The sequence below is a fragment of the Pseudoalteromonas sp. TAP-3C genome (genome assembly GCF_059888565.1).
The window spans coordinates 1,615,143-1,642,102 of sequence record NZ_CM187618.1 but is presented as its reverse complement, the minus strand read 5'-3'; the positions used below and the strand labels follow the sequence as shown (position 1 = coordinate 1,642,102).

Here is a 26,960-nt window from a genome sequence, read left to right as displayed (position 1 = left end):
TTAGGATATTTTTTTGAAATCGAAAATTCTTTTAATAGGCGTTATCGCTTTATTTTTATCAATGAGTTTGCCAGTTAATAGCGCCAATGTTGTCGTTGAAAAAATAACCATGGAAAGAGCACAACAGCAAGTTCAAGCTGTTGGTAACGCGGAGGCTATTCGCTCAGTTATCTTATATCCCGCAGTTGGTGATAAAGTTGTTGCAGTGCATTTTAAGCCAGGCGATCGCGTGCAAGCGGGTGATATTTTACTCGAACTTGATTCACGCCGGCAAAAAGCGGCCCTTGATGAGGCAAAAATTAAACTTGCTGATAGTCAAAGGACACTTACACGTTTAAAACAAAGCCAAGCAAAGGGCGCTGTTGCACAAAGTGATGTTGATGATGCAAAAACAATAGTTGAACTTGCTAAAGTTACTTTAACGCAAGCAGAAAATGAATTTGAAGACAGACAAGTCCGTGCGCCTTTTAATGGCACTATGGGACTGACCGACGTCGAAGTGGGTGACAGAATAACAACGCAAACAACAATAGCCAGTATTGATGATACCAGTGAGCTATACATTAATTTTAATGCACCTGAATCCGCCATCGATATGCTTCGAAATAAAGGCAATATTAAAGTTATTCCTTGGCAATCACAAACGCCAGTAACTGCAGAAACGGCCTATTTAGATTCGCGAATAGATCCTCAAACGCGCACTTTGCGCGTAAAAGCAAAAATAAACAATGATAAGCAACAATTCTTACCAGGCATGAGCTTTCGAGTTTACGTAGAAGTACTTGGTCAGCCTTATGTAGCTATACCAGAGGCGGCTTTGCTATGGGGAGCAACTGGCCCATATGTGTGGATGAGTGTTGATAAAAAAGCAACCCGTGTTGATGTGAAAATAGAGCAGCGTTTGGCAGGGCGTTTATTAGTGTCGGGGGCGTTAAATTTAAACGACACACTGGTGGTTGAAGGTGTACAAAGGTTGCGGGCAAATCAAGATTTAAGCTTTTCTACGCCAATAGCAAGTTCGCAGGAGTCGCCATGAAACAGCAACCTATGATGCAAGACTTGCCATCAATGGCTATCCGTCGGCCCGTGTTAATTGTGGTGCTTAATTTACTGATCATTATAGCGGGTATCGCAGCTATTGCGGGCATTGAGGTTCGTGAGTTACCGGATGTAGACAGACCGCGAATTACTGTTTCTGCATCTTTTCCAGGTGGTTCACCTGAAACAGTCGATACCGAGGTAACCAGTAAGTTAGAGGGCGCTGTAGCCCGTGTTAGTGGTGTTAAATCTATTCAAGCACAAAGTGAAGAGGGCAGTTCACGAATTGTGGTTGAATTTAGGCCTGGGATTAACCTTGACGATGCGGCAAATGAAACGCGTGAGTCAGTTGCACGGGTGCAAAGAGAGTTACCAGAAGAGGTTGAGCGCGTTTCAATAATTAAAGCCGATAACGACGCCGAAGCGGTGGTGTCTTTAACAGTATCAAGTGAAAGCTTGTCGTTAGAGGCATTAACTGAACGGGTTGATGTTGATTTAGCCCCGCAGTTTTTAACCATTCCCGGTGTTGCCGATGTGCGATTAAACGGTGACAGAGAGCGGGTACTTAGAGTACGCATCGACCCATTAAGGCTTAGTAGTTTTAACTTAACTATTCCTGATGTGGCTAATGTACTTAAACAAGCGCCATTTGATGTACCAGCAGGCAGCTTAAAATCTAATGATCAGCAAATTATTGTTCGTGCTGATGCCACCTCAGTTTCACCTGAACAAGTAGGTGATATTATTATTCGTGGTGACACCCGAGTGAGTGATATTGCCGCGGTGTATTTTGGACCCGCTGATCCTCGTTCTATGGTAAGACTTAACGGCAAACCTGTTATTGGCATGGAAATTATTCGCCAGGCACAATCCAACACCATAGAAATTTCCGATGAAGTGCTAACCCTCATAGAAAATATGCGTGAGCGCTTTCCTGAAATGGAATTTACGCTTACTTCAGACGATGCACAGTTTATTAGAAGCTCTGTTGATGAAGTTATTAACTCTTTACTGCTTACGGTACTGTTAGTTGTAATTACTTTGTGGGTATTTATTGGCTCATGGCGAGCGACCCTAGTGCCTGCATTTGCAATTCCTGTTGCATTAATTGGTTCATTAGCGCTTATATGGGCACTGGGGTTTTCAATCAATATTTTGACCTTATTAGCGTTGGTTCTTGCTACAGGTTTAATTGTTGATGATGCCATTGTGGTCAGTGAAAATATTCAGCGTCAGCGTGGATTAGGACTTGGCAGGCGCGCTGCTGCAGTAATTGGAACTCGAGAAGTGTTTTTTGCGGTTATAGCGACTACAGCAGTATTAGCGGCTGTGTTTGTACCCATTGCGTTTTTACCCTCAACGGCTGGGCGGTTATTTAGGGAATTTGGTGGTGTACTTGCAGGTGCTGTGATCATATCAAGTTTTGTGGCTTTATCTTTGGTTCCAGCATTAACTTCAAAATTAAAACTAAAACCAGGGGGCTTTCACCCATTCGCTAAGTTTGGCCATGCACTTGCTAGGTTTTACACTAAGACAATTCATAAAGTACTCGATCACGCCTGGCTTACTTTTGTTGCTTGTTTATTGGTAGCCGCAGGCTCTGGTGCCTTGTACATGAACTTAAATAATGAGCTATTACCAACAGAAGACCGCGGTAAAATTAGAATTTTTGCCAGTGGCCCCGATGGCGCTGGCTTAAACTTTATGAATAGACAAGCCATTAAAATGGAAGATACATTACTTCCTTTTGTAGAAAGTGGTGAAATTGAATCTATTTACACCGTCGTTGGCCAATGGGACCCAAATATTGTATTTATTACAGTGCCATTAAAACATTGGGATGAGCGAAATTTTAGCCAACAAGAAATAATTGATAAAATTCGTGAGCCGTTAGGTAATATTCCAGGTGCACCCGCTTATCCTGGAGGGGCGAACAGTCTAAATTTACGCGGCCAAGGGGGCGGCATAGAAATCGCTTTATTGGGGCAAGATTACCTTGAAATATTTAAAGCGGCGCAGCTGTTTTCAGCAGCCTTGGAAAAGGCGGTACCGGAGGTTGCACCAGTCCGAGTGTCTTATCAGCCTTCACAGCCCCAATTGCGGGTTAATATTGATAGACGTCGTGCTGAAGAGCTGGGTGTGTCGTTAAGTGATATTGCAATTACCCTAAGAGCCGCAATTAATGGCGATGATATTGCTGATTTAAATATTGGCGATCAGTCGATTCCGATTATAGTGCAAGCACAAAATCAGACGATTAACGATCCCAGCGATTTAGCAAACTTATACGTTAGTGCGCGTGGAGGTCAATTAGTTCCACTTAGCAGTGTTTCAACTATTTCTGAGGAGGGGGTAGCCGCTGAGCTTGAACGCCATGCTCAACGCCGTGCCATTGAATTAAGTATGGAATTACCTCAAGGGTTAACCATTGCCGACTTAGTAGAGCAAATAAAGCAAGTGTCTGAACAGACACTGCCAGCAGGTATTACTTTAGCGTTCAAAGGGGAAGCACTGACATTTGAAGAAACGTCAAATGAGGTATTCATGACTTACATATTGGCATTTTTAATCGTGTTTTTAGTGCTGGCTGCACAGTTTGAAAACGTCAATAGCGCCATTGTGGTAATGATCACTGTACCATTTGGTATCACATCCGCTATTTTAGCACTGTATCTAACCGGCACATCGCTAAATATTTATTCGCAAATAGGCCTAGTGATGTTAATTGGTTTAATCGCTAAAAATGCGATATTACTGGTTGAATTTGCTGATCAATTAAGAGATCAGGGCTTAGCTGTTCGTGAAGCAGTTGAGCAAGCAGCATTGGTGCGTTTAAGACCTATTACCATGACTTTAATATCCACTTTATTGGGGGCGTTACCCCTTATTATTTCTACTGGTGCAGGTGCAGAAGCAAGAAACGCGATTGGTTGGGTTGTTTTTGGTGGTTTAGCCTTAGCAGTATTGTTTACTTTGTATTTAACCCCGGTGATTTATTTAGGATTAGCGCGTTTTACTAGCCCTCGAGGTGATGAGTCAAAGCAATTAGCACAGGAGTTAGCACAGCTAGAGTAAATAAATTGCTTAAATGGCTATTTTTCTTTGAAAAAATAGCCATTTAAGCTCACAATTGTATCTAATTGATGCAATTAGGAATAACCATGCAGGCCGAGCAAGTTGAAATAGCACAATTTTTAGTTGAACACCCCCCTTTTAATTCTCTTCCTACAGACGCATTGAACCAATTAGCCATACAGATTGAGGTTAGTTATTTTCGTGCGCAAACAGATATTTTAAATGCAGGGGAAGATATAAGCGACTTATACATAATTAGAAGCGGTTCGGTAGAAATATCAAGGCGTAATGGTGAATTATATAATCGACTTGCAATAGGAGGCATTTTTGGTCAAATGGGCTTATTAATGAACCGTAAAGTTCGCTTTCCTGCCCGTGCACTTGAAGATACGCTGGCCTATTGCATTAATGTTGAAATTTTTAACGATTATTGTGATAAGTATGAATCCTTTGCTGATTTTTTTGAAGTTGATGGCAACGTACGCTTACACCAAGCCATTGTGGAGCAAGCTGATAGTAACGATTTAACCACAGCGAAAGTAAAATCATTATTGCACAGAGATGTCGTGACGGTTACTACACAAACAACCATTCAAGAAGTCGCGTTTCTAATGAGCGAAGAATCCGTGTCTTCGGTGTTAGTGACTGACATAGAAAAACAAATCAGTGATGATCCAGAAGAAGATGACGGCCAAGTAGTAGGTATTATAACCGACAGAGATATCCGCACCAAGGTAGTCGCTCATGGCTTAGCCTTTGATACGCCAGCGGCAGAAGTCATGACATCTAGTTTAGTATTACTCGATAGTAACGCTTATGTGTTTGAAGCCGTATTAGCCATGCTAAGAGATAACTTACATCACCTTCCCGTGGTTCACAAAAAGCGCCCAATTGGGGTAATATCCTTGTCCGATATTTTACGTTATGAATCGCAAAGTAGCCTATTACTGGTACGAGGTATTTTAGCGCAGCAATCGGTTGATGATTTAGTTCATTATGCACGCCAACTCCCTAACGTATTTGTGCGCATGGTTAACGAAGATGCAAATTCACACATGATAGGCACAGCCATGGCAGTAATAGGGCGTACCTTTAAACAGCGCCTGCTGGTATTAGCTGAAGAGAAATTTGGTGAACCGCCAATTCCTTATTGTTTTATTGCTTTGGGCTCTATGGCACGCGACGAGCAACTGATTGTTACCGATCAAGATAACGCACTCATTTTAGATAATAGTTTTGATGATGCATTGCATGACGAGTATTTTCAAAACCTATCCGATTTTGTTTGTGATGGCCTTGCAAAGTGTGGTTATACCTATTGCGATGGTGAAATTATGGCATCGTTTAAAAAATGGCGTATGACACGCAAACAGTGGAAAGAAAAATTTGCCAGTTGGATGGCGGAACCTAAACCGCAAGCGTTATTAGATAGCTCAATATTTTTTGACCTAGATGGCGTGTGGGGCAGGCTAAAATGGGCAGACGAACTGAAAACGCTAGTAGCAAAAGAGAGCAAATTAAATAAGCGATTTTTAGCCAACCTGGCCGCCAATGCGCGTAACAGAACACCGCCATTAGGGTTTTTTAATGGTTTTGTACTTGAGCATAATGGCCAACATAAGCGTTCAATGAACTTAAAGCGTCGAGGAACAGCGCCTTTATCTGACGTAGTGCGTGTTCATGCCTTAGCCGTTGGTTCACGTAAACAAAACACATTTGAACGCCTAGAAGACATAATAGAGGCAAAATTACTGCCTAAAGGCAAAGCACAAGATTTGCGGGATGCTTTTGAGTACATTGCTACCATGCGTATTCGTCACCAAGCGTGGCAAATAGAGCAAGGCGAAGCCCCTGATAACGACTTAGATCCGCATTTACTGTCGCCATTTGAACAAAGTAATCTCAAAGATGCGTTTGCTATTTTAGAAAAAGCGCAGAGCTTTTTAAAATTTAGTTATTCTGCGCACTCAGGTGTTAAATAAGTTATGCTTAAATCACCATTAGATTGGCAACAACGTTACCAGCAGTTATTACAAAGTGTTAAAAGCCCTTTGTTAAAAGGCTACTATCAACAGGCATTTACAGATAAGCTAACACCGTTAAAAGACGTACCCTTTGTTGCACTCGATTTTGAAACAACCGGCTTAGATGCCAATACGGATGATATTGTGAGTGTGGGTTTAGTGCCTTTTAATGTAAACCGTATTTACTGCAAGGATAGCCGTCACTGGATAGTGCAACCACGGCATGATTTAAGCGAAGAGTCGATTGTTTTCCATGGAATTACGCACTCAGAAATAAACGAAGCCCCAGATCTCAATCACATTTTAGCGCCATTACTCGATGCGCTTAAAGGTAAAGTGGTGGTGGTACATTACGCAGCAATTGAGCGTCACTTTTTTTATAACGCACTTATTTTGCGAATAAAAGAGGGAATTGAGTTTGCGTTAGTTGATACCATGGAACTGGAAAGGCGGGCGCTCAAAGCGCGTCAGGGTCTGCTTGGTAGGCTGTTTAATTCAAAACTAGGGTCGCTCAGACTCAGTGATACAAGGGAGCGTTATTCGTTGCCACTGTATCAAAACCATAATGCACTCACTGACGCCTTAGCCACCGCTGAACTACTGCAAGCACAACTACGTTATCATTATCGATTAGACACACCAGTAAGCGAAATTTGGCTTTAGTTATATAAAACCTGCTTAAGTAAAAATAGAGTATAAAAAACGCCGCAATTTGCGGCGTTTTTATTATTTTATACGTGTTATTTCACTGGGCGAGGCTCAGTTCGTAAGCCTAAAATTAAGCTTACACACATCAATAATAATACAATAGTAAATGGCAAGCCGGTTGAAATAGCCCCTGCTTGCAGTGCTTCAATTGCTTGTGTGCCACCAATCCAAAGTAGTGCAGCCGCAATAGCGCCCTCAACAGTGGCCCAAAATATACGTTGCGGTACAGGCGCATCGATTTTACCACCCGCTGTGATTGAATCGATTACCAGCGACCCAGAATCAGAAGAGGTAATAAAAAATACTAACACTAGAACAATGGCGATAAAAGACAGCACACTTGCCATCGGTAATTCATCAAACATTTGGAACATCGCCAAAGGCACACTGGTTAAACCGTCGGTGCCGAGTGCGCCAACACCTTGCACTACTTGATCAATTGCAATTCCACCATAAATTGACATCCATAAAATAGTCACTGCCGTAGGAATAAGTAATACGGCCGTTAAAAACTCACGAATAGTACGACCACGTGAAACACGGGCAATAAACATACCTACAAACGGTGACCACGATATCCACCAAGCCCAGTAGAATACGGTCCAACCGTGCATCCATGTTTCATCTTCACGGCCATGCGGGTTACTCAACGGAATAATATTTTCTACATACCCCATCACCGTGTTAGGAATATTACCTAAAGCAACAGCAAATCCAACTAAACATACAAATACTAATAAAACTAACGCTATTAACATGTTTACATTACTGAGTAATTTAACACCGCCATCAATACCTCTAATTACAGAGACGATAGCGAGTAAAGTAACACCTGCGATAACTAATATTTGTGAACCAATACCTCCTTCAAGTCCAAATACGTGGTTAATACCCGCTGAAGCTTGTTGTGCACCTAATCCTAGCGAGGTCGCTAAACCAAATAAGGTAGCCAGAACCGCTAAAATATCGATAATATGACCCGGCCAGCCCCATGCTTTATCACCTAAAATAGGGTAAAAAATTGAGCGCATAGAAAGCGGTAAGCCTTTGTTATAAGTAAAAAATGCTAATGAAAGCGCAACAACGGCATAGATAGCCCAAGGATGAAGGCCCCAATGAAACATGGTTGCTCCCATCGCCATCTTTGCAGCTTCAGGTGTGTTGGCAGCCACATTGAGTGGCGTTTCATACCAGCCAGTGTAATACGCAACCGGTTCAGCAACTCCCCAAAACATAAGGCCAATGCCCATGCCAGCTGCAAATAACATTGCCAGCCAAGAAATTCGAGAATGTGATGGTTTCGCATCATCGCCACCTAAGCGGATATTGCCATAGGGCGAAAAAATTAATACTAAACAAAAAATAACAAAGAAGTTGGCAGCCCACATAAACAGGCCATCAAAATTATTAATAATATCGGTTTTAATGCCATCAAGTGTGGATTTTGCCACTTCGGCATCTGATACTAATACGGCAATTAAAAAAAGTGCGATTAACCCTGCACTTATGCCAAATACAGGGTTATGTATATCAAACCCCCATTTTTGTACGTTGTCTTGACCTACGGTGTAATCCGTATTGTCAATACTGTACTTGTCATGATTCTCGCTCATGCAATACCTCATTGGTTAATGAAACAGGCTGGTTTAATACCCGTTTGTTATAGTTCACTGCATTCGTCTTATTAGATTTTTAACTAAAGCTAATAACACGAATAATTAGAAGACTAACTAATTTAATTGCCCATCATACCTTTACTCATAGAGGAGTTAAATATTAAATGCAAAAGAATTAACACTTTGGCAAAATTTTAAGCTGCTTTTGTTGTTTTATCGTACCAGCATTTAGGCTCACTAATTAATTGTAAACACATTAGTCATTTAGTTTTATAGCCTTAAACAGGAATGAATGCAAAGCGAATGAATATTCAACTAAATAGAGTGTGGTAAATAAATTAATAACATTCACGTTATAAGGCGATTATGTACAAAGAGAGTCAATAGATGCTGCAGTTTTTAAGCTGCAGCGTAGAAAACAATTTAACTATTTTTTATAGGCCTCGTTGTGAACGCCTGCCGCGCGACCTGATGGATCGGCATTATTTTGAAATGATGCATCCCATGCTAGGGCTTCAGGGGTTGAGCAGGCAACCGATTTACCATGCGGTACACACTTAGCCGAGGCATCGCCTGGGAAGTGCGACTCAAAAATACGGCGGTAAAAATACGCTTCTTTAGAGTCTGGCGTGTTAATTGGGTATTTAAATTTGGCATTCGCCAATTCGTTATCGGTTACTTGCTCATTAACAAATTCTTTTAAGGTATCTATCCAGCTGTAGCCAACGCCATCAGAGAATTGCTCTTTTTGACGCCACAATACTTCATCGGGAAGGTAGCCGTCGAAGCCGGCACGTAAAATGTGTTTTTCAATTTTGCCGTCTTTACACATTTTAGCTTCAGGGTTGATGCGCATTGCCACATCAACAAACGCTTTATCTAAAAATGGCACGCGTGCTTCAACCCCCCAGGCAGCCATTGATTTATTAGCACGTAAACAGTCAAACATATGCAGTTTTGATACTTTGCGGTTCAGCTCTTCATGAAATTCTTGTGCATTTGGCGCTTTATGAAAATATAAATAACCGCCAAATAATTCATCAGCACCTTCACCCGAGAGCACCATTTTAATTCCCATGGCTTTAATTTGACGCGCCATTAAATACATGGGGGTTGATGCGCGAATGGTGGTTACATCGTAGGTTTCTATGTGGTAAATCACTTCTTTTAGCGCATCAATACCTTGTTGAATAGTAAAGATAATAGGGTGGTGAATGGTCCCTATCATATCCGCCACTTTTTGTGCGGCTGCTAAATCGGGTGAGCCTGCTAAACCCACCGAGAAGGAATGCAGTTTAGGCCACCATGCATCACTTTCATCGTTATCTTCAACACGTTTTGCAGCAAAGCGCTGGGTAATAGCGGAAATAACCGATGAATCTAAGCCACCCGATAGCAATACGCCATAGGGTACGTCACACATAAGCTGGCGCTTAACCGCTGCTTCTAAGGCATCTTTTACATCTTCAGCTTTAGCGTCGTTGTTTTTAACCGCGTCGAAGCTTTGCCAATCACGTTGATAGTAAGGGGTTAATTTGCCGTCTTTGCTGTAAAGGTAATGCCCTGGCGGAAACTCTTCAATGTGCTTACAAATAGGCGAGAGTGCTTTGAGCTCGGACGCTAGATAAAAGTTACCATGCTCATCGTGACCTGTGTATAGCGGAATAATTCCAATATGGTCGCGACCAATTAAGTAGGCATCTTGTTCTTCATCGTATAAACAAAAAGCAAAAATACCATTTAAATCATCTAAAAAAGCCGGCCCTTTTTGCTTATACAGGGCTAAAATTACTTCACAATCTGACTGAGTTTGAAAATCAAAGTCGACCTCTAAATTAGCGGCTAACTCTTTGTGGTTATAAATTTCACCATTAACCGCTAAAATATGGGTTTTTTCTGGATTGTAAAGAGGTTGAGCACCGCTTGATACGCCAACAATGGCTAAGCGCTCATGCACTAAAATTGCTTTATCAGATGAATACACACCAGACCAATCTGGCCCGCGATGGCGTAACAGTTTAGACATTTCGATTGCCTGAGTGCGTAACTGGCTGGGGTCCGATTTAATATCGAGTACGCCGAATATTGAACACATAATTTTTCCTCATTCCTATTAAGTGTTTGCAATAGCGAATTTGCTAAAGACTAACCTTGTTTTATCAGAAATAAATACCTAAGTCACACGGCTTTTATAAAATAATAAGAATAATTTATGCAACAAGTGGAGCAAATACAATCGTTAAGTAAACAAAATTTTTATGTTACTTAGCCCAATAGCGGTTTAAACTCAGTTTAAGCTGAGCTAGATGCGCATCGAGTTTAGCTTTTGCTGCGCTTGCTTGTTCAAGCGTTACAAATTCAAAGGTAATAGAATCGGCGGTTCTAAATTGCGCAAATTGATGTAAGTCGGCTTCTATTACATGCGCGATTAAAGGGTAACCGCCGGTTGTTTGCCCGTCATTTAATAGCACAATAGGATTGCCGTCGGGTGGAAGCTGTACGCTCCCCGGTGCGACCGCTACTGAGGGCAGCGAAAGCGTGTGTTGCATAATATCAGTGTTTTTATGATCTAAGCGCACGCCCATTCGATTACTATTGGGGTTAATACTAAATGAGGTATCACAAAGCGCATTGATACACTCAGGTGTGAGCAGCTGATGATGCGGGCCTTGATGTAGCCGAATTACTTTTCGTTTAGGCGGTGTTAATGCGCCTTTATTACATAGCCAAGGCTGAGTATATGGGGTTATTTTTATAATATCGTCGCTTTGCAGAGCTCGGCCATTAAAACCGCCAATGGCTGCCCCTAAATCAGTTGATTTAGATCCCATCACTTCAGGGCATTCAATACCACCCTTTATGGCTATGTAAGCTCTAGAGCCACCGCGGCCTGTACTAAATTTAAGTGTTTGTTTTGCTTTTACAGGGTAGCTCCAGCCTGGGTAAAGCGGGTGTTCGTCTAGTTTTGCTTTTAGGTCGGCACCATGAAGGGCAATAACCGTATCACACTGAAATTGTAATTCGCATAAGCCAACGGTTAACTCTAGCAGTGCAGCATTATCATGATTATTTACTAAGCGGTTGGCAATAATGTGCGCATACGTGTCTAAGCTACCAGAGCGGCTAACCCCTAAATGGCGAAAACCGACACGACCTAAATCTTGAATGGTGAGCTGTATACCGGCTTTGATTACTTTAATCATTGTTCACTCCTTTAACAGGCATAAATTCAAGGGTGTCACCGGGTTTAAATAAACAAGGGTTTGAGGCGGTTGCATCGAATAAGCAGGCATCAGTATGAGCAATAATATGCCAACCACCGGGTGAGCCTTCAGGGTAAATGCCAGTTTGCTCTGACCCAATCGCAATCGAGCCTTTAGGCACACTGACTCGCGGGTTGTCTCGCCGTGGGGTAAACAGCTGGGGATTAAGCCCATGTAAATAAGCAAAGCCGGGCACAAAACCCAAAAATAACACATGGTAAATTTCTTTACTGTGCAAATTAATCACCTCATCAATCGTCAGCTGATGATAATTAGCCACGTAGTCTAAATCTTCACCCTGATAATAGGTGTTAATTTGATGATGCTGACTTTCAAATGGGTAATCATTAACCTCACCCCATAACTTGGCCAACGTATTGTGCCATTTATGTAAATTATTGGCTGATTTTAAATATAAGGTTAATGAATTCATCCCTGGTACTAAATCTATAAATTCATTGGTGTTTTTACAATACTGTGACAGTGCCCAGAGTTTTTTTTGGGTAGCAAGTGTGTGTTGTTCGCTGTAGTGAGAAACATCAAAAAGCAGACTAGAATTTGTTAATATTTTTATACTTGGCAAAGTGCTCATACAGATAACTTATTAATATTGTTTGTATTAAAGCTATCACAGTCATTGTGCTATTACGATAATAATAGACAAACTTGGATCGATAAGATTAACGTAGCCGTAAACTTTAAACGTGAATGAAATTTATTTTCGCGTTTAAAGGTCTGCTGTAATTAATATAAAGAGGTCATCGTATGTTTAAGCGGGTAATACTATCGGCGTTTGCCATTTTAGGCTTGTTGAGTGCAATGGGTGCCATATCGTCAGATGAAATAATTAAACCAGCTGATTTAGATGCCACCATGCATGTTGAAAAAATAGTGCTGGGATCAGGCTGTTTTTGGGGCGCAGAAAAACGCTACGAAGCCCTTAATGGTGTGCTAGACGCTGAATCGGGTTACGCCGATGGCCAAGGATTTAAGCCAACCTACAGAAATATTACCAAGTTATCCCGTCGCTTTGATGAAGATAATTACGCCGAAGTGGTGCAGGTTACCTTTAATAGTAATATTATTTCGGCAAAAGAGCTGTTGCAAAATTACTACGAGAGCCACGATCCAACGCAAAAAAATCGTCAGGGTAATGATGTAGGCACGCAATATCGCTCTATTATTTTAACCACTACCGATCAGCAAGCGAGTATCGCAAAAGCGGTCACGAGTGAGTATCAGCAATTATTAAGTAAAGCCGATTATGGAAAAATAGTGACGCAAATAAAGCCACTTGAGGGTTTTTATTCGGCTGAAGAGTATCATCAAGATTATCTTGAAAAAAATCCAAACGGCTATTGCCCTGATCATTCTACCGGCGTTGTATTTACTCAAAGTGAAAAACAACAGGTAGATAACACGGCATTATTAAATGGCAAGCAGATTGTCATTTTAGACTCGCAAAATTATTGCCCTTACTGCGAAAAGTTTAAAGCGGCCGTTGCCAATGACTATAAAGGCACCATTCCCATGACATTTCGCCATGCAGATCAACTTAATGGGTTAACGATTAAATCGGCGACATGGGCAACGCCGACCATATTATTTTTAGAAAATGGGGTTGAGGTTTATTCTCGTCAAGGCTACATGGACGCAGCGCAATTTTATAAAGCATTAGGCGCGTTTAAGCTTGGCAACAGTGAAGCTTATAAAGTGGCATTTAATGCTAAAACCGACAGCCCATACTGTAAAGAATATGCTATTTTTAAAAACACTCCCGATGGCATTTTTATTGATAAACTCAGTGGTGAGCCATTATTTGACACTAAAGATAGATTTAACTCTGGCACTGGCTGGCTTTCGTTTACCCACCCAGTAAAAGATAGTGTTACCCAGCATGAAGATAACAGCTGGGGAATGCAGCGCATTGAGCTCAAATCTAAAAGTACCGGTATTCATTTAGGGCATTTATTTCCTGGTGAGGGACCAAAAGGGCAAGATAGATACTGTATTAATGCCACTGTTTTAGAATTTGTAGCCAGAAAACAGTAAATTCAAGCAAAAAAAAGCAGCGAAACTTAAGTAGATACTTAACGGTCGCTGCATTTCAATTGACAACATCTTCACACAATAAAGATTCGGGGGGTGTATTAGTACAAAACTAATTCTGGGTTATTGTTGCTGATGAAAATGTAAATAAAAACAACTCAAGCTCAGTCACCACCGGACTTGAGTTGTTTTTTACACTGACAACATCTTCACACACAATAAAGATTCTTTTTTACTAGCTCGTTGTTACAAACTAATGAAATCTGATTTAAGTAACACGTTTTATAATTTTTAGCGTGTTGCCTTTTGGTTGGGTTAACTTTAGAGCTTTTACTCAATTTCGACAAGCGATAAAAACGAAACTAATAAGTGAAAAAAACTAATCTATGGGGTTTTAGATTTTTATAACAAATAAAGTGCTGATAAATATGCGATTTTTATTTTATTGCGGTAGGGGAATATTTAATATATAAAAGTTGCACACTTTAAATTTAGCTAAAAAGCGCCCAATAAGGAGCGCTTAATTAAAGGTGCTATTTAGTTTGCCTAAAGGTGTTAATCACCCATTTTGCAAATAAATCGAGCGGGTGATTGGTGGTACTTGAGCCATGCTGCACTAAATAATATTTATCTTTGGTAGTGAGTGGTTGTTCAAACAGTTTATAAAGCCATCGCTCATCCAGCCAGCTTTGGCTTATTGGTAAAGGAATAAGTGCAATGCCCATTCCTTGCTGCGCAGCCCGTGCTACGCCAAACATGCTGTCTATTTGAATAATTTGCGCAGGAGAAAAGTCAGCAATACCGACTTTTTCAGCCCACTGGTGCCACGCCCAAGGGCGTGCTTTGTGTACAATAAGCGGCACTTGGTTCAGTGCCTTACAGTGATCGTTTTGCCATTGGTCAAGCAATTTTTTATTACACGCCGGAATATACTCTAAGTTAAATAACTCAGTGGCGAGCCCATCAAGCGGTTTGCTTGAAGATAAAATAATAGATAAATCACTTTGACGAGTTAGCTCTTTGCGCGTTTTAAGGGTATCCATATGTAAATTTATATTAGGGTGCTCGCTGGTCCACTCACTCAGTTTTGGCATTAATAATTCACTGGCAAAAAATTCAGGTAAGGTAATAGTTAAGTTTACATTTTGCTGTAATTGGCTGAATTCGTTAATAGTGCTTTCTAGCATATTAATGATAGGGTAAATCGCTTCAAAAAAATTTTTACCGGCAGGGGTTAAGCTAATGGAACGGGTTTGCCGTTGAAATAAATCAATACCCAGCTGCTCTTCTAGCTGTTTAATTTGATGGCTGACCGCCGAAGGGGTCAAATACAGTTCTTTAGCGGCATGTTTGAAACTGAGACTTTTTGCGGCAAAACAAAAAGATCGAAGGCCGCGAATAGGTGTTTGCATGGTATCCAATATAAAGTTATTTCAATCGCCTTATAACAGGCAAAATTTAAACCAAAAATAAACGTTAACTATATCAGTTATTTACTTTTTTAATTAGGCAAAATTCACCTAAATGGTGCGTTAAATTGTCACTATAGTGCAAAAGCTTAAAGAAAGGCAAAAAAAATCCCTCTTGCGAGGGATTTTGGGTAACTCAGCGCCATTGGCACTGGGAATGAGGTCGGTACAGGGTGAAATAATGAGTGGTTTAAAAAACCATTTCAGGAATATCACCATCAACAAGTAATTTACCTGCTGTTTTACTAATAATTTCATCAACAGACACGCCCGGGGCACGTTCTAGCAAATGAAAGGCACCGTCTTTAACTTCAAGAACAGCTAAATCGGTGACTATTTTTTTAACACAGTTAACGCCGGTAAGCGGTAACGTACAGTTTTCTAATAACTTAGAATCGCCGTGTTTGCTGGCATGGGTCATGGTAACAATAATGTTTTTTGCACCCGCGACTAAGTCCATCGCGCCGCCCATCCCTTTAATTAACTTTTTAGGGATCATCCATGAAGCGATAGAGCCGTTTTGGTCTACCTCAAACGCACCCAGAACAGTTAAGTCTACATGACCACCGCGTATCATGGCAAAACTATCTGCACTATTAAATATAGCGGCCCCAGTAGCTGCGGTCACGGTTTCTTTACCCGCGTTGATCATATCCGCATCAACAGTGTCTTTAGTTGGGTACTCGCCCATACCTAAAAGGCCATTTTCGGACTGTAACATAACTTCTATGTCATCGGGTACATAGTTTGCGACGAGTGTCGGAATACCTATGCCTAAATTAACGTAGTAACCATCTTGTAGCTCTTGAGCTACGCGCATTGCGACTTGTTCACGTGATAATGCCATTTTAGTGCTCCTGCTTAATCTCGTGTGGTAACACGTTCAATGCGTTTTTCAAAGTGACCTTTAATAACGCGGTTAACAAAAATACCAGGGGTATGAATTTGGCTTGGCTCTAGTTCGCCGGGTTCAACAATTTCTTCCACTTCGGCAACGGTAATTTTACCTGCTGTTGCGGCCATGGGGTTAAAGTTCATCGCGGTGTGGCGAAATACTAAGTTACCATAGCGATCAGCTTTCCACGCTTTTACAATAGCAAACTCACCCGTAATTGACTCTTCTAAAATATAAGGGCGGCCATTAAACTCTTTTACTTCTTTCCCCTCAGCCACTGGGGTGCCGTAACCTGTGGCAGTATAAAAAGCAGGTATACCCGCACCACCGGCACGCATTTTTTCGGCTAATGTACCTTGCGGGGTAAGTTCTACATCAATTTCGCCACTGAGTAATTGCTGTTCAAATAAGGCATTTTCGCCAACGTAAGAGGCAACTACTTTTTTAATTTGTTTGTCTTGTAATAACAGCCCTAAACCAAAGTCATCAACACCGCAGTTGTTCGATACAACTGTTAACTCTTTGGTCTGCATTTTTTTAATTTGAGCAATTAATCCCTCTGGAATACCACATAAACCAAACCCTCCGGCTATTATAGTATCGCCATCCTTTAAACCTTCCATTGCAGCTTCGTAACTCGAAACTACCTTATCAAAACCGGCCATGAGTGACTCCTCATTCTGTGCGATTGCAATTATTGTGTGTGTAATGCCACTGATACTTTACTAACAGGCTGTTTATTGAGCGCATTAGTGATTTGCCAACCTGCTTGCGCAAGCCTTTTTAAATCAATTCCATGCTCAATGCCAAGCCCTTGCAGTAAGTAAACAACATCTTCGGTGGCAACATTTCCTGACGCACCCTTAGCATAAGGGCAGCCACCAAGGCCTGCAACAGCAGCGTCAACCGTTGAAATACCTAGGCTTAAGGCAGCGTAAATATTTGTTAGCGCCTGACCATAGGTATCATGAAAGTGCACTGCAAGCTTATTTTTATCAATATGCTTAAGTAGCAATGTCAGCAGTTCAGTTACTTTACCGGCAGTGCCAACGCCTATGGTATCGCCAAGGCTAATTTCATAGCAGCCCATTTTTAATAGCTTTGCAGCAACAGCTAAAACGGTATGAGGGTCAACATCGCCCTCATAGGGGCAACCTAGCACGCAGCTAACATAGCCGCGTACACGAATGTTATGTGCTTTAGCATAGTCCATAACGTCACTAAAACGTTCAAGGCTTTGTGCAATAGAGCAGTTTATATTTTTTTGGCAAAACGCTTCGCTGGCTGCGGTAAAAATAGCAAACTCTTTAATACCTGCCGCATGGGCGGCCTCAGCCCCTTTTAAATTAGGGATGAGGGCACTTAAATTAACATCGGGTAACTCAAGAGCACTAATTACCTCACTTGAGTCTGCCATTTGTGGCACCCATTTAGGGGATACAAACGCACCCGCTTCTATGTTTTTTAATCCTGCTGCGGCGAGCGCATTGATCAGAGTTATTTTATCTTTAGTGCTCACCGTTTTTTCGTTTTGTAAGCCATCGCGGGCACCGACTTCAACAATGCGTACTTTTTTTGCAAAGGCATTCATTACGCAACGTCCTCGGCAGTCGTGTCTTCAACAATGGCTAATAGCGCGCCATGTGAGACTAGTTCACCTTCCGCAAAACAGTAGCTTTGTAAAATACCATCATGCGGTGCATTCAGTGTGTATTCCATTTTCATGGCTTCAATAATGATCACCGCATCGCCTTTGTTAATCGTGCTACCTACTTCAATTAAATGTTTTACTACAGTGCCATTGAGGGGGGCGGCAAGCGGCAGGGCGTCACTTTCGTGAGAGCTAATAAAATGCTTATCAACACGTTCAAACTTAGTTTGCAGTGCTTTATTCATTACCGTAATTGCATTTTCGCAAATGCTGACATGCACACTGTGTTTTTCACCATCAATAAATACACTATACACACCGTTATTTAACGTCCCTTGTAAACTGTATTCGCCGGTGCTGTGTATCACATTATAGCCCTGCGCTGTTTTAATAGCGCTTAGCTGTAAATCTACAAATGGGATTTTAATTGCGTGCGGTGCATTTAACATAAAGCCGCTAAGCTGTTGCCAAGGGCTGGCACTATCAATCTGTGCTTGCTGCGCGTTTAACGACTCTAAATAAGCAAAGGCGGCAATAAGCTGACTTGATTGTAATAATGACTCATTGATTGAAGCTAACGCTTCACCTTGCTCAGCAATAAAGTGGGTACTTGGCGCGCCTTGTTTAAAACGTGGATGCGTGGCTAAATTATATAAAAAACCTACATTAGTACTAAAACCGGCTAAATGAAACTGCTCAAGCGCTTGCTGTAAACGGCAAAGTGCTTGGTCACGGTTATCATCATGAACAATTAACTTTGCGATCATGGGGTCGTAAAATGGGCTTATTTCATCCCCTGATGCAATGCCAGTATCAATTCGCACATATTCACTGTTAGTCGGGGTGTAAAGGGCTTCAATGGTGCCAGAACAGGGAATGAAGTCATTAGCGGGGTCTTCGGCGTAAATACGCGCTTCAAAGCTGTGACCTTGCAGTTGAATATCCGATTGCTGTAATGGCAGTGTTTGCCCACCCACTATATTAATTTGCCAATTCACTAAATCTACCCCAGTCACCATTTCGGTTACTGGGTGCTCTACTTGCAGGCGAGTATTCATTTCCATAAAGAAAAACTCATTATCGCACAGTAAAAACTCAACGGTACCGGCACCACGGTAGTTAATAGCTAATGCACAGCGTACCGCAGCTTCACCCATTTCTTTACGTAGTTCGTCAGATAAACCTGGAGCAGGGGCCTCTTCAATCACTTTTTGGTGTCGGCGTTGCAATGAGCAATCACGGTCGCCTAAATAAACACAGTTACCGTGATTATCTGCAAATATTTGTACTTCAACATGGCGAGGTTGGTTAACGTAGCGCTCAAGCAGCACTAAATCGTTACCAAATCCGGCGATGGCTTCACGTTGTGCGCCCTCAAGTGCGCTTATAAAATTTTTTGCTTTTTCTACAACGCGCATTCCTTTACCGCCGCCGCCAAAGGCTGCTTTGATAAGCACAGGGTAACCAATTTTTTCGGCCTCAGAGTGTAAAAATGCAGGCTCTTGCTTATCACCGTAGTAACCCGGCACTAAAGGCACGTTAGCCGCCGCCATTATTTCTTTAGCACGGGTTTTTGAGCCCATGGCTTCGATACTACTGGCTGGTGGGCCAATAAACGCAATGCTATTGGCTTCACAAGCTTTGGCAAATTCACTGTTTTCAGATAAAAAACCATAACCTGGGTGAATACAATCGGCGCCACTGGCTTTAGCAACCTGCAAAATTTTATCTGCGACTAGGTAGGAGTCTTTACTTGGCGCAGGTCCAATATGATAGGCTTCATCAGCCATTTTTACATGTTGTGCGTTTTTATCTGCATCTGAATAAACGGCAACCGTGGTTAAGCCCATTTGCTTTGCGGTGCGCATAATGCGACAGGCAATTTCGCCTCGGTTAGCAATCAGAATTTTTTGTAATTGTACTGTGTTCATAATGCGTCCTAGAGTTGCCATTGGGGAGGGCGTTTATCAAAAAAGGCACTCAGTCCTTCTTGGCCTTCAGCTGATACACGAATTTTGGCAATACGCTCTGCGGTTAGTGCTATTAGCTCATCGTTTATCTCTTTATTGACAACCTCGTTAATAAGTGCTTTTGCGGCTTTAACTGCTACAGGGCCATTATCAATCAATGTTTGCAGCAAGTTATCAAGGGCACAGTCTAAGTTACCGGTAATTTGATGGACTAAACCCAATTGCTTTGCCGTGTGGGCATCAAAAATTTCAGCGGTTAAAAAGTATCTGCGTGCCGCACGTTCACCAATAGCCTTAATCACATAAGGGCTGATCACAGCAGGTATAAGCCCTAATTTAACTTCACTTAGGCAAAATTGCGCATCGTCTTTACACAGTGCAATATCACAGCAGGCAATTAATCCTAGTGCCCCCCCAAAGGCAGCACCTTGTACCGCACAAATAGTAGGGTGCGGGCTTTGTGCTAATACCTGCATGAGCTTAGCCAGTTGCATTGAATCAGCCAGGTTATCGTTATAATTGTTATCCGCCATCGACTTCATCCAGGCTAAATCGGCACCGGCTGAAAAATGCTTACCTTCTGTTTTTAATACTAAAGCACGAATATCGAGCGTATTAGCATGCTCAATACATTGAATAAGCTCATGAATAACGTCGCTATCGAATGCATTGCGTTTTTCTGGGCGACTTAAAACAAGTACAGCCACATTAGATTTTGATATGTGTAGTGTTACTGACATTTTAAACTCCCATTACATTCTAAATACGCCAAATTTTGATTCACGCTGTGGTGCATTTTTAGCTGCAGTTAATGCAAGCCCTAATACATTACGTGTATCGACGGGGTCTATAATGCCATCGTCCCATAAGCGGGCACTGGCATAATATGGATGACCTTGTTGTTCGTATTGACTAATAATGGGCTGTTTAAAATCGCTAACTTCTTGCTCGCTCATGCTTTCGCCTTTACGGGCTAATCCATCTTGTTTAACTTGTGCCATAACACCGGCCGCTTGCTCACCCCCCATGACTGAAATGCGGGCATTGGGCCACATCCACATCATGGTCGGTTCAAACGCACGGCCACACATACCATAGTTACCTGCGCCGTATGAGCCACCAATTAAAACAGTAAATTTTGGCACATCGGCACACGATACGGCCATCACCATTTTAGCGCCATGTTTAGCAATACCTTCGGCTTCGTATTTTTTTCCGACCATAAAGCCGGTAATGTTTTGTAAAAATACCAATGGAATGTTGCGCTGGGCACACAGTTGTATAAAGTGCGCGCCTTTTTGCGCCGACTCGCTAAATAAAATGCCGTTGTTAGCCACAATACCCACCGGATTGCCATAAATGCTGGCAAAACCTGTTACCAGTGTTTCACCAAAGTAACGTTTAAATTCATCAAACGATGAATCATCGACAGTGCGGGCTATTACTTCACGTACATCAAATGGCTTTTTAAGATCAGTCCCCACAATGCCGTAAAGCTCGTTAATATCATAACGAGGGGCTTTTACGTCATCTAACATGGGGGCGGTAGGACGTGTGTAATTAATTCGCTCAATACATTGGCGAGCAATCGATAACGCATGGGCATCATTTTCAGCGTAATGATCGGCCACACCCGATGTTTTACAGTGAACATCGGCACCACCAAGCTCTTCGGCGGTAACTTCTTCGCCAGTTGCTGCTTTTACCAGCGGGGGGCCGGCTAAAAATATAGTGCCTTGCTCTTTTACAATAATGCTTTCATCGGCCATGGCGGGTACATACGCACCGCCTGCGGTACATAAGCCCATTACCACTGCAATTTGTGGAATGCCTTTACCCGACATTCGCGCTTGATTGTAAAAAATACGCCCAAAATGTAGTTTATCTGGAAATACATCGTCTTGCTCTGGTAAGTTGGCTCCACCAGAATCAACTAAATAAATACACGGTAAATGGCAACGTTCAGCAATATCTTGTGCGCGTAAATGCTTTTTAACGGTGAGCGGAAAATATGTCCCGCCTTTTACGGTTGCATCGTTTGCAATCACCATACATTCAACGCCTTTTACGCGGCCAATACCGGCAACCACACCGGCACAAGGTATCTCTTGTTCATACACACCAAATGCCGCAAATTGCGATATTTCTAAAAAGGGTGAGCCTTCGTCTAACAATGTGGTAATGCGGTCACGAACAAATAATTTACCGCGACCTTCATGGCGCTCTTTAAGTGCAGCGCCACCGCCTAAACTAATGTTGGCAACTTTATCGCGTAAATCGTCCACTAGCGCCGACATATTCTTATGATTTTGCACAAAACTAGGGTCGTGGGGATTAACGCTCGATTTTAAAATCGTCATAACTAATCCTTAACGGCTTTCAGTAAATAATTCACGGCCAATCAGCATGCGACGAATTTCAGAAGTGCCTGCACCAATTTCATACAATTTAGCATCACGCAATAAACGACCCGTTGCATATTCGTTGATGTAACCATTGCCGCCTAAAATTTGAATGGCATCAAGCGCCATTTTTGTTGCCAGTTCTGCAGCATATAAAATGGCACCTGCAGCGTCTTTACGGGTTGTTTCACCGCGGTCACACGCTTTTGCAACGGTGTATACATAAGAGCGGGCTGCATTCATTTGCGTATACATATCGGCAATTTTGCCTTGAATTAGCTGAAACTGACCAATCGGGCTATCAAATTGTTTACGCTCATGAATGTAAGGCACCACAATGTCCATACACGCTTGCATTATGCCAAGAGGGCCTGCAGCTAACACAACTCGCTCGTAATCAAGGCCGCTCATCAATACCTTAACGCCTTCGTTTAAGTTACCTAAAATGTTTTCTTCGGGTACTTCGCAGTTTTCAAATACCAGTTCACAGGTGTTTGATCCGCGCATACCAAGTTTGTCGAGCTTTTGCGCGGTAGAAAAACCAGGAAACGTTTTTTCTACAATAAAGGCTGTGATCCCTTTCGCGCCGGCGTTTAAATCTGTTTTTGCATAAATAATAAGCGCATCTGCATCAGGGCCGTTAGTGATCCACATTTTATTACCATTTAAAATGTACTTATTGCCTTGTTTTTCTGCTTTGAGTTTCATTGATACAACATCAGAGCCCGCGTTAGGTTCGCTCATTGCAAGTGCACCAATGTGCTGGCCACTAATAAGTTTAGGTAAGTATTTTTCTTTTTGTGCTTGCGTCCCGTTACGGTTTATTTGATTAACACACAGGTTTGAGTGGGCACCGTAGCTTAAACCGATGGATGCACTGGCACGGCTAATTTCTTCCATGGCAATAACGTGCTCTAAATAGCCTAAACCGGCACCGCCAAATTCTTCATCAACGGTCATGCCAAGCACGCCCATTTCACCCATTTGCGGCCAAAGTTGATTGGGAAATGCATTATCAAGGTCTGTTTTTTCAGCTAGAGGGGCAATTTCTTGACTGGCAAAACTGTTCACGTGATTACGGATCATATCCGCTGTTTCGCCAAGGCCAAAGTTCATTTCTTTATATAGTGAAATAGTGCTCATGATTAATTCCTGTGTGTTGATGATATTATTATGTGTTATTCATCTATTTTGTTAAGCGTGTCACGACAGCGACGTTCAGCGGTGACCAGTTCCATAAGAACTACTTTAATGTCATCCATCTGTTGTGAAAGGTCGGCTTTTTTCTCACTAATAAGATCAAGCATGGTAACTAATTGCTTAGCACTTGATTTATCAGCGTCATACAGTTCAAACAAACGGCCTGTTTCAGCCAAGGTAAAACCTAAACGTTTACCGCGCAGTATTAGCTTAAGGCGCACTTTGTCACGCTTTGAGTAAATACGTGTTTGGCCATTACGATCAGGCGATATAAGCCCTTGGTCTTCGTAAAAGCGGATTGAGCGGGTAGTAATATCAAATTCTTTAGCCAGTTCGCTAATGCTAAACGTTTGTTCATTTTTAACCGGCTCATTGCCCGAGTTTGCAAAGTTTGTTTGATTATCTGATTTCATTGTCATGTTTACCTCATTCGAATAACCCCAATATAAGTGAAGTTTACGTAAAGGTAAAGTGCGATCTGGTTGTTATACTTTAGACGTATAAAATTAAGGCGCATTTACAGCGGAAGTTGAGTGTTTATAAACGTTATAAGCCATTTTTGCAGTAATAAATAATTTTTTATCAAGCCAGCTTTACAGTTTTTACACTAATTATAAAGTTGATTTTAGATTAACGTTGGCGTAAACGTAAATTTTATGTATGCTCGTATTTATCAAAACAGATTAATCATTAAGCTAAACATAATAAAACATGTTGGCGTTAATTGAAAATGGAGCCTTTTATGTCTTTAGAAAGTGTTGTAATTGTAGCGGCAAAACGTACCCCAATGGGTGGCTTTATGGGCGCACTAAGTGATGCGCAGTCTACCGAGTTAGGTGCAACGGCCATAGCAGGTGCGCTTGCTCAAACGGGTTTAAGTAATAATGCAATTGATGAAGTAATTATGGGGTGTGTATTGCCAGCCGGCTTAGGTCAAGCGCCTGCGCGTCAAGCTATGCTCAAAGCCGGGCTTGCACTGAGCACCGGCGCTACCACTATTAATAAAGTTTGCGGCTCGGGTTTAAAAGCGGCGATGCTGGCGCATGATCTTATTAAGGCAGGCTCTATTAATTCTGCGATTGCTGGTGGCATGGAAAGCATGACCAATGCACCGTATTTTATCCCTAAAGCGCGCGGCGGCATGCGAATGGGCCATGGCGAAATTAAAGATCATATGATGAGTGACGGTCTTGAAGATGCTTACGATAATAAAGCCATGGGTTGTTTTGCTCAAGACACAGCCGATGAATACGGCATTGGCCGCGAGCAAATGGACGCGTTTGCATTGGGTTCGTTAAGTAAAGCAAATGCAGCTATAGAAAATGGAAGCTTTGACAACGAAATCGCCCCTCATACTATTAAAACCCGCAAAGGCGATGTAACAGTTTCAATTGATGAGCAACCTGGCAACGCACGCCCTGAAAAAATCCCAAGCTTACGTGCAGCATTTAAAAAAGACGGCACTATTACCGCTGCTAACTCATCGTCTATTTCAGATGGTGGTGCTGCGCTAATACTTATGAGCGAATCAAAAGCAAAAGCAGAGGGCTTAACACCGCTGTGCAAAATTGTGGCGCACAGTACCCACTCGCAAAAACCCAGTGAATTTACCGTAGCCCCAGTGGGCGCAATGAACAGCGTTCTCGAAAAAGCTGGCTGGACAACCGCTGATGTTGACTTATGGGAAATTAACGAAGCGTTTGCCATGGTGACCATGCTGGCAATAAACGAATTAAAGCTTGATGAAAGCAAAGTAAACGTTAATGGTGGTGCGTGTGCACTAGGCCACCCAATTGGTGCCAGTGGTGCGCGTATTTTAGTAACACTTATCCATGCGCTTAAGAATCGTGGCCTTAAAAAAGGGGTGGCGTCTTTATGTATTGGTGGCGGTGAAGCGGTTGCTATGGCCATAGAAGCACTTTAACTAATAACAAAGCCGCAGCAATTATAACAATCACAGCGCTGCGGCAATTAAATTAATCAATAGGATTTTATTATGCACCAAGTACCCTTACTCATAAACGGCGAGTTTGTTCAATCAACCTCAAATGAATTAATTGATGTAGTAAACCCCGCTAATCAAGAAATACTCGCGCAAGTACCCTGTGCGACAGATGCTGAAATGGATGCTGCGATTGCCTCAGCCAGTGAAACATTTAAAACCTGGAAAGACGTACCAATCACTGAACGTGCGCGTATTATGATGAAATACGCCGCACTGTTAAAAGAGCACCATGATGAACTTGCTACCATTATTTGCCACGAGTTAGGTAAAACCTTTGAAGATGCTAAAGGCGATGTGTGGCGTGGTATTGAGGTAGTTGAACAAGCCGCGAATGCGCCGTCGTTAATGATGGGTGAAACCATTGAAAACGTAGCGCGCAAAATCGATACGTATTCTTACATGCAACCACTTGGTGTGTGTGCGGGGATTACCCCGTTTAACTTTCCGGCCATGATCCCGCTTTGGATGTTTCCATTGGCAATTGTATGCGGTAACACCTTCATTTTAAAGCCATCAGAGCAAGATCCGCTCACGCCAATGCGTTTAGCCGAACTATTTATAGAAGCCGGTGCACCAAAAGGGGTGTTACAAGTCGTGCATGGCACAAAACCACAAGTAGACCGCTTACTGGAAGATAAAGCCGTTCGTGCTATTTCGTTTGTTGGCTCATGTGGTGTGGGTGCCTATATTTATTCTAAAGGCACACAACACTTAAAACGTGTGCAAGCCTGTGTGGGCGCTAAAAACCACATGGTGATTATGCCTGATGCGAGTAAATCGCATGTTGTTAATAACCTGGTAGGTGCCTCTGTAGGTGCGGCGGGTCAGCGCTGTATGGGTATTTCAGTGGCGGTATTTGTTGGTCAAGCCAAAGACTGGGTTGATGAAATTAAAGCTGGCTTTGAAGGTGTACGCCCGGGTGTGTGGGATGATGCAGATGCTGCTTATGGCCCGCAAACATCACCTGCTGCAAAAGCACGTATCTTATCACTAATTGCCGATGGCAAAGCCCAAGGGGCGACCTGTTTAATTGATGGCTCTGACTTTACAGTAAAAGGCTTTGAGCAAGGTAACTGGGTAGGTCCTACGTTATTTACGGATGTAACCAAAGAAATGAACCTGTACAAAGAAGAGATTTTTGGCCCAGTACTGGCGTGTATGTTTGTCGATACCCTTGAAGAAGCTATTGCCCTTATTAATGAAAGCCCTTACGGCAATGGCACCTCGCTATTTACCTCAAGTGGTGCGGCTGCGCGTAAGTTCCAACATGAAATTGAAGTGGGTCAAGTAGGGATTAACGTACCAATTCCTGTGCCGCTGCCGTTTTTCTCGTTTACTGGATGGAAAGGCTCATTTTATGGCGATACTCACACCTATGGTAAGCAAGGTATACGTTTTTATACAGAAACTAAAACCATTACCTCACGTTGGTTTGAAGATGACATTGCCTCAGGCCCTAATATGAGCATTAATCTTAAATAACATGTGCACCAAATAATTAATAAAAAAGAGGGGCACAGCATACTGTGTTGTCGCTCCTCACTAACAGTTCCCTCTAGGGATGCTCTGACAACATACAAACACACTTAAAGAGG

Annotated in this window: 20 protein-coding genes; 7 read left to right on the top strand and 13 right to left on the bottom strand. The window is 42.2% G+C overall.

Going from position 1 to position 26,960, the window contains the following annotated elements; all coding sequences use genetic code 11:
- Positions 1-13: 13 nt before the first annotated feature.
- The 4 genes from AC6H44_RS07740 (at position 14) to AC6H44_RS07725 (ending at position 6,800) form a co-directional block, all read left to right on the top strand.
- A complete protein-coding gene (locus AC6H44_RS07740; RefSeq protein ID WP_500738291.1) occupies positions 14-1,036 on the top strand; it encodes an efflux RND transporter periplasmic adaptor subunit in 1,023 nt (340 codons plus the stop codon).
- Positions 1,033-4,113: an efflux RND transporter permease subunit gene (locus AC6H44_RS07735; RefSeq protein WP_500738290.1), complete on the top strand. Its 3,081-nt coding sequence runs from the start codon at positions 1,033-1,035 to the stop codon at positions 4,111-4,113. The genes AC6H44_RS07740 and AC6H44_RS07735 overlap by 4 nt, the downstream gene beginning before the upstream one ends.
- Before the next feature lie 86 nt (positions 4,114-4,199).
- On the top strand, positions 4,200-6,095 hold the full coding sequence (locus AC6H44_RS07730; protein ID WP_500738289.1) for a putative nucleotidyltransferase substrate binding domain-containing protein: 1,896 nt from the start codon (positions 4,200-4,202) through the stop codon (positions 6,093-6,095).
- Between the two features lie 3 nt (positions 6,096-6,098).
- Positions 6,099-6,800, top strand: a complete 702-nt coding sequence (locus tag AC6H44_RS07725; protein WP_500738288.1) for a 3'-5' exonuclease — start codon at positions 6,099-6,101, stop codon at positions 6,798-6,800.
- A 77-nt stretch (positions 6,801-6,877) separates the two neighbouring features.
- On the opposite strand, the gene AC6H44_RS07720 is transcribed toward AC6H44_RS07725, so the two are convergent.
- The 4 genes from AC6H44_RS07720 to pxpB form a co-directional block, all read right to left on the bottom strand.
- The gene (locus tag AC6H44_RS07720; RefSeq protein ID WP_500738287.1) at positions 6,878-8,458 is read right to left on the bottom strand and encodes a BCCT family transporter; all 1,581 of its coding nucleotides are present in this window, start codon (positions 8,456-8,458) and stop codon (positions 6,878-6,880) included.
- A 430-nt stretch (positions 8,459-8,888) separates the two neighbouring features.
- Positions 8,889-10,556 carry an asparagine synthase B gene (gene asnB, locus AC6H44_RS07715; protein ID WP_500738286.1) on the bottom strand — a complete coding sequence of 556 codons (1,668 nt, stop codon included), beginning with the start codon at positions 10,554-10,556 and terminating at the stop codon, positions 8,889-8,891.
- A gap of 166 nt (positions 10,557-10,722) precedes the next feature.
- Entirely contained in the window at positions 10,723-11,664 is a 942-nt protein-coding gene (locus AC6H44_RS07710) for a 5-oxoprolinase subunit C family protein (RefSeq protein ID WP_500738285.1), read from the bottom strand.
- Positions 11,657-12,316 (bottom strand): 5-oxoprolinase subunit PxpB, encoded by a 660-nt coding sequence (gene pxpB, locus AC6H44_RS07705; protein ID WP_500738284.1) that lies wholly within the window; start codon positions 12,314-12,316, stop codon positions 11,657-11,659. Before pxpB ends, AC6H44_RS07710 begins: the two co-directional genes overlap by 8 nt.
- Before the next feature lie 173 nt (positions 12,317-12,489).
- On the opposite strand from pxpB, the gene msrA reads away from it, so the two are divergent.
- Entirely contained in the window at positions 12,490-13,776 is a 1,287-nt protein-coding gene (msrA, locus tag AC6H44_RS07700; protein ID WP_500738283.1) for a peptide-methionine (S)-S-oxide reductase MsrA, read from the top strand.
- 530 nt (positions 13,777-14,306) lie between these two features.
- Here the strand turns inward: msrA and AC6H44_RS07695 are convergent.
- The 9 genes from AC6H44_RS07695 to AC6H44_RS07655 form a co-directional block, all read right to left on the bottom strand.
- Complete coding sequence (locus AC6H44_RS07695; RefSeq protein ID WP_500738282.1) at positions 14,307-15,185, bottom strand: LysR family transcriptional regulator; 879 nt, start codon at positions 15,183-15,185, stop codon at positions 14,307-14,309.
- Positions 15,186-15,432: 247 nt separating this feature from the next.
- Positions 15,433-16,089: a 3-oxoacid CoA-transferase subunit B gene (locus AC6H44_RS07690; protein ID WP_500738281.1), complete on the bottom strand. Its 657-nt coding sequence runs from the start codon at positions 16,087-16,089 to the stop codon at positions 15,433-15,435.
- A 14-nt stretch (positions 16,090-16,103) separates the two neighbouring features.
- Entirely contained in the window at positions 16,104-16,802 is a 699-nt protein-coding gene (locus tag AC6H44_RS07685; RefSeq protein ID WP_500738280.1) for a CoA transferase subunit A, read from the bottom strand.
- A gap of 29 nt (positions 16,803-16,831) precedes the next feature.
- Entirely contained in the window at positions 16,832-17,728 is an 897-nt protein-coding gene (locus tag AC6H44_RS07680; RefSeq protein ID WP_500738279.1) for a hydroxymethylglutaryl-CoA lyase, read from the bottom strand.
- Positions 17,728-19,719, bottom strand: a complete 1,992-nt coding sequence (locus AC6H44_RS07675) for an acetyl/propionyl/methylcrotonyl-CoA carboxylase subunit alpha (RefSeq protein ID WP_500738278.1) — start codon at positions 19,717-19,719, stop codon at positions 17,728-17,730. The genes AC6H44_RS07680 and AC6H44_RS07675 overlap by 1 nt, the downstream gene beginning before the upstream one ends.
- A gap of 8 nt (positions 19,720-19,727) precedes the next feature.
- Positions 19,728-20,498 (bottom strand): enoyl-CoA hydratase-related protein, encoded by a 771-nt coding sequence (locus AC6H44_RS07670; protein WP_500738277.1) that lies wholly within the window; start codon positions 20,496-20,498, stop codon positions 19,728-19,730.
- Positions 20,499-20,510: 12 nt separating this feature from the next.
- Positions 20,511-22,118 (bottom strand): carboxyl transferase domain-containing protein, encoded by a 1,608-nt coding sequence (locus tag AC6H44_RS07665; RefSeq protein ID WP_500738276.1) that lies wholly within the window; start codon positions 22,116-22,118, stop codon positions 20,511-20,513.
- Positions 22,119-22,127: 9 nt separating this feature from the next.
- Positions 22,128-23,303: an isovaleryl-CoA dehydrogenase gene (locus AC6H44_RS07660; RefSeq protein WP_500738275.1), complete on the bottom strand. Its 1,176-nt coding sequence runs from the start codon at positions 23,301-23,303 to the stop codon at positions 22,128-22,130.
- A 35-nt stretch (positions 23,304-23,338) separates the two neighbouring features.
- Entirely contained in the window at positions 23,339-23,773 is a 435-nt protein-coding gene (locus tag AC6H44_RS07655) for a MerR family transcriptional regulator (protein ID WP_500738400.1), read from the bottom strand.
- 329 nt (positions 23,774-24,102) lie between these two features.
- On the opposite strand from AC6H44_RS07655, the gene AC6H44_RS07650 reads away from it, so the two are divergent.
- Positions 24,103-25,284 (top strand): thiolase family protein, encoded by a 1,182-nt coding sequence (locus tag AC6H44_RS07650; RefSeq protein WP_500738274.1) that lies wholly within the window; start codon positions 24,103-24,105, stop codon positions 25,282-25,284.
- 72 nt (positions 25,285-25,356) lie between these two features.
- Positions 25,357-26,847, top strand: coding sequence for a CoA-acylating methylmalonate-semialdehyde dehydrogenase (locus tag AC6H44_RS07645; protein WP_500738273.1), 1,491 nt, complete (start codon positions 25,357-25,359; stop codon positions 26,845-26,847).
- Positions 26,848-26,960 lie beyond the last annotated feature (113 nt).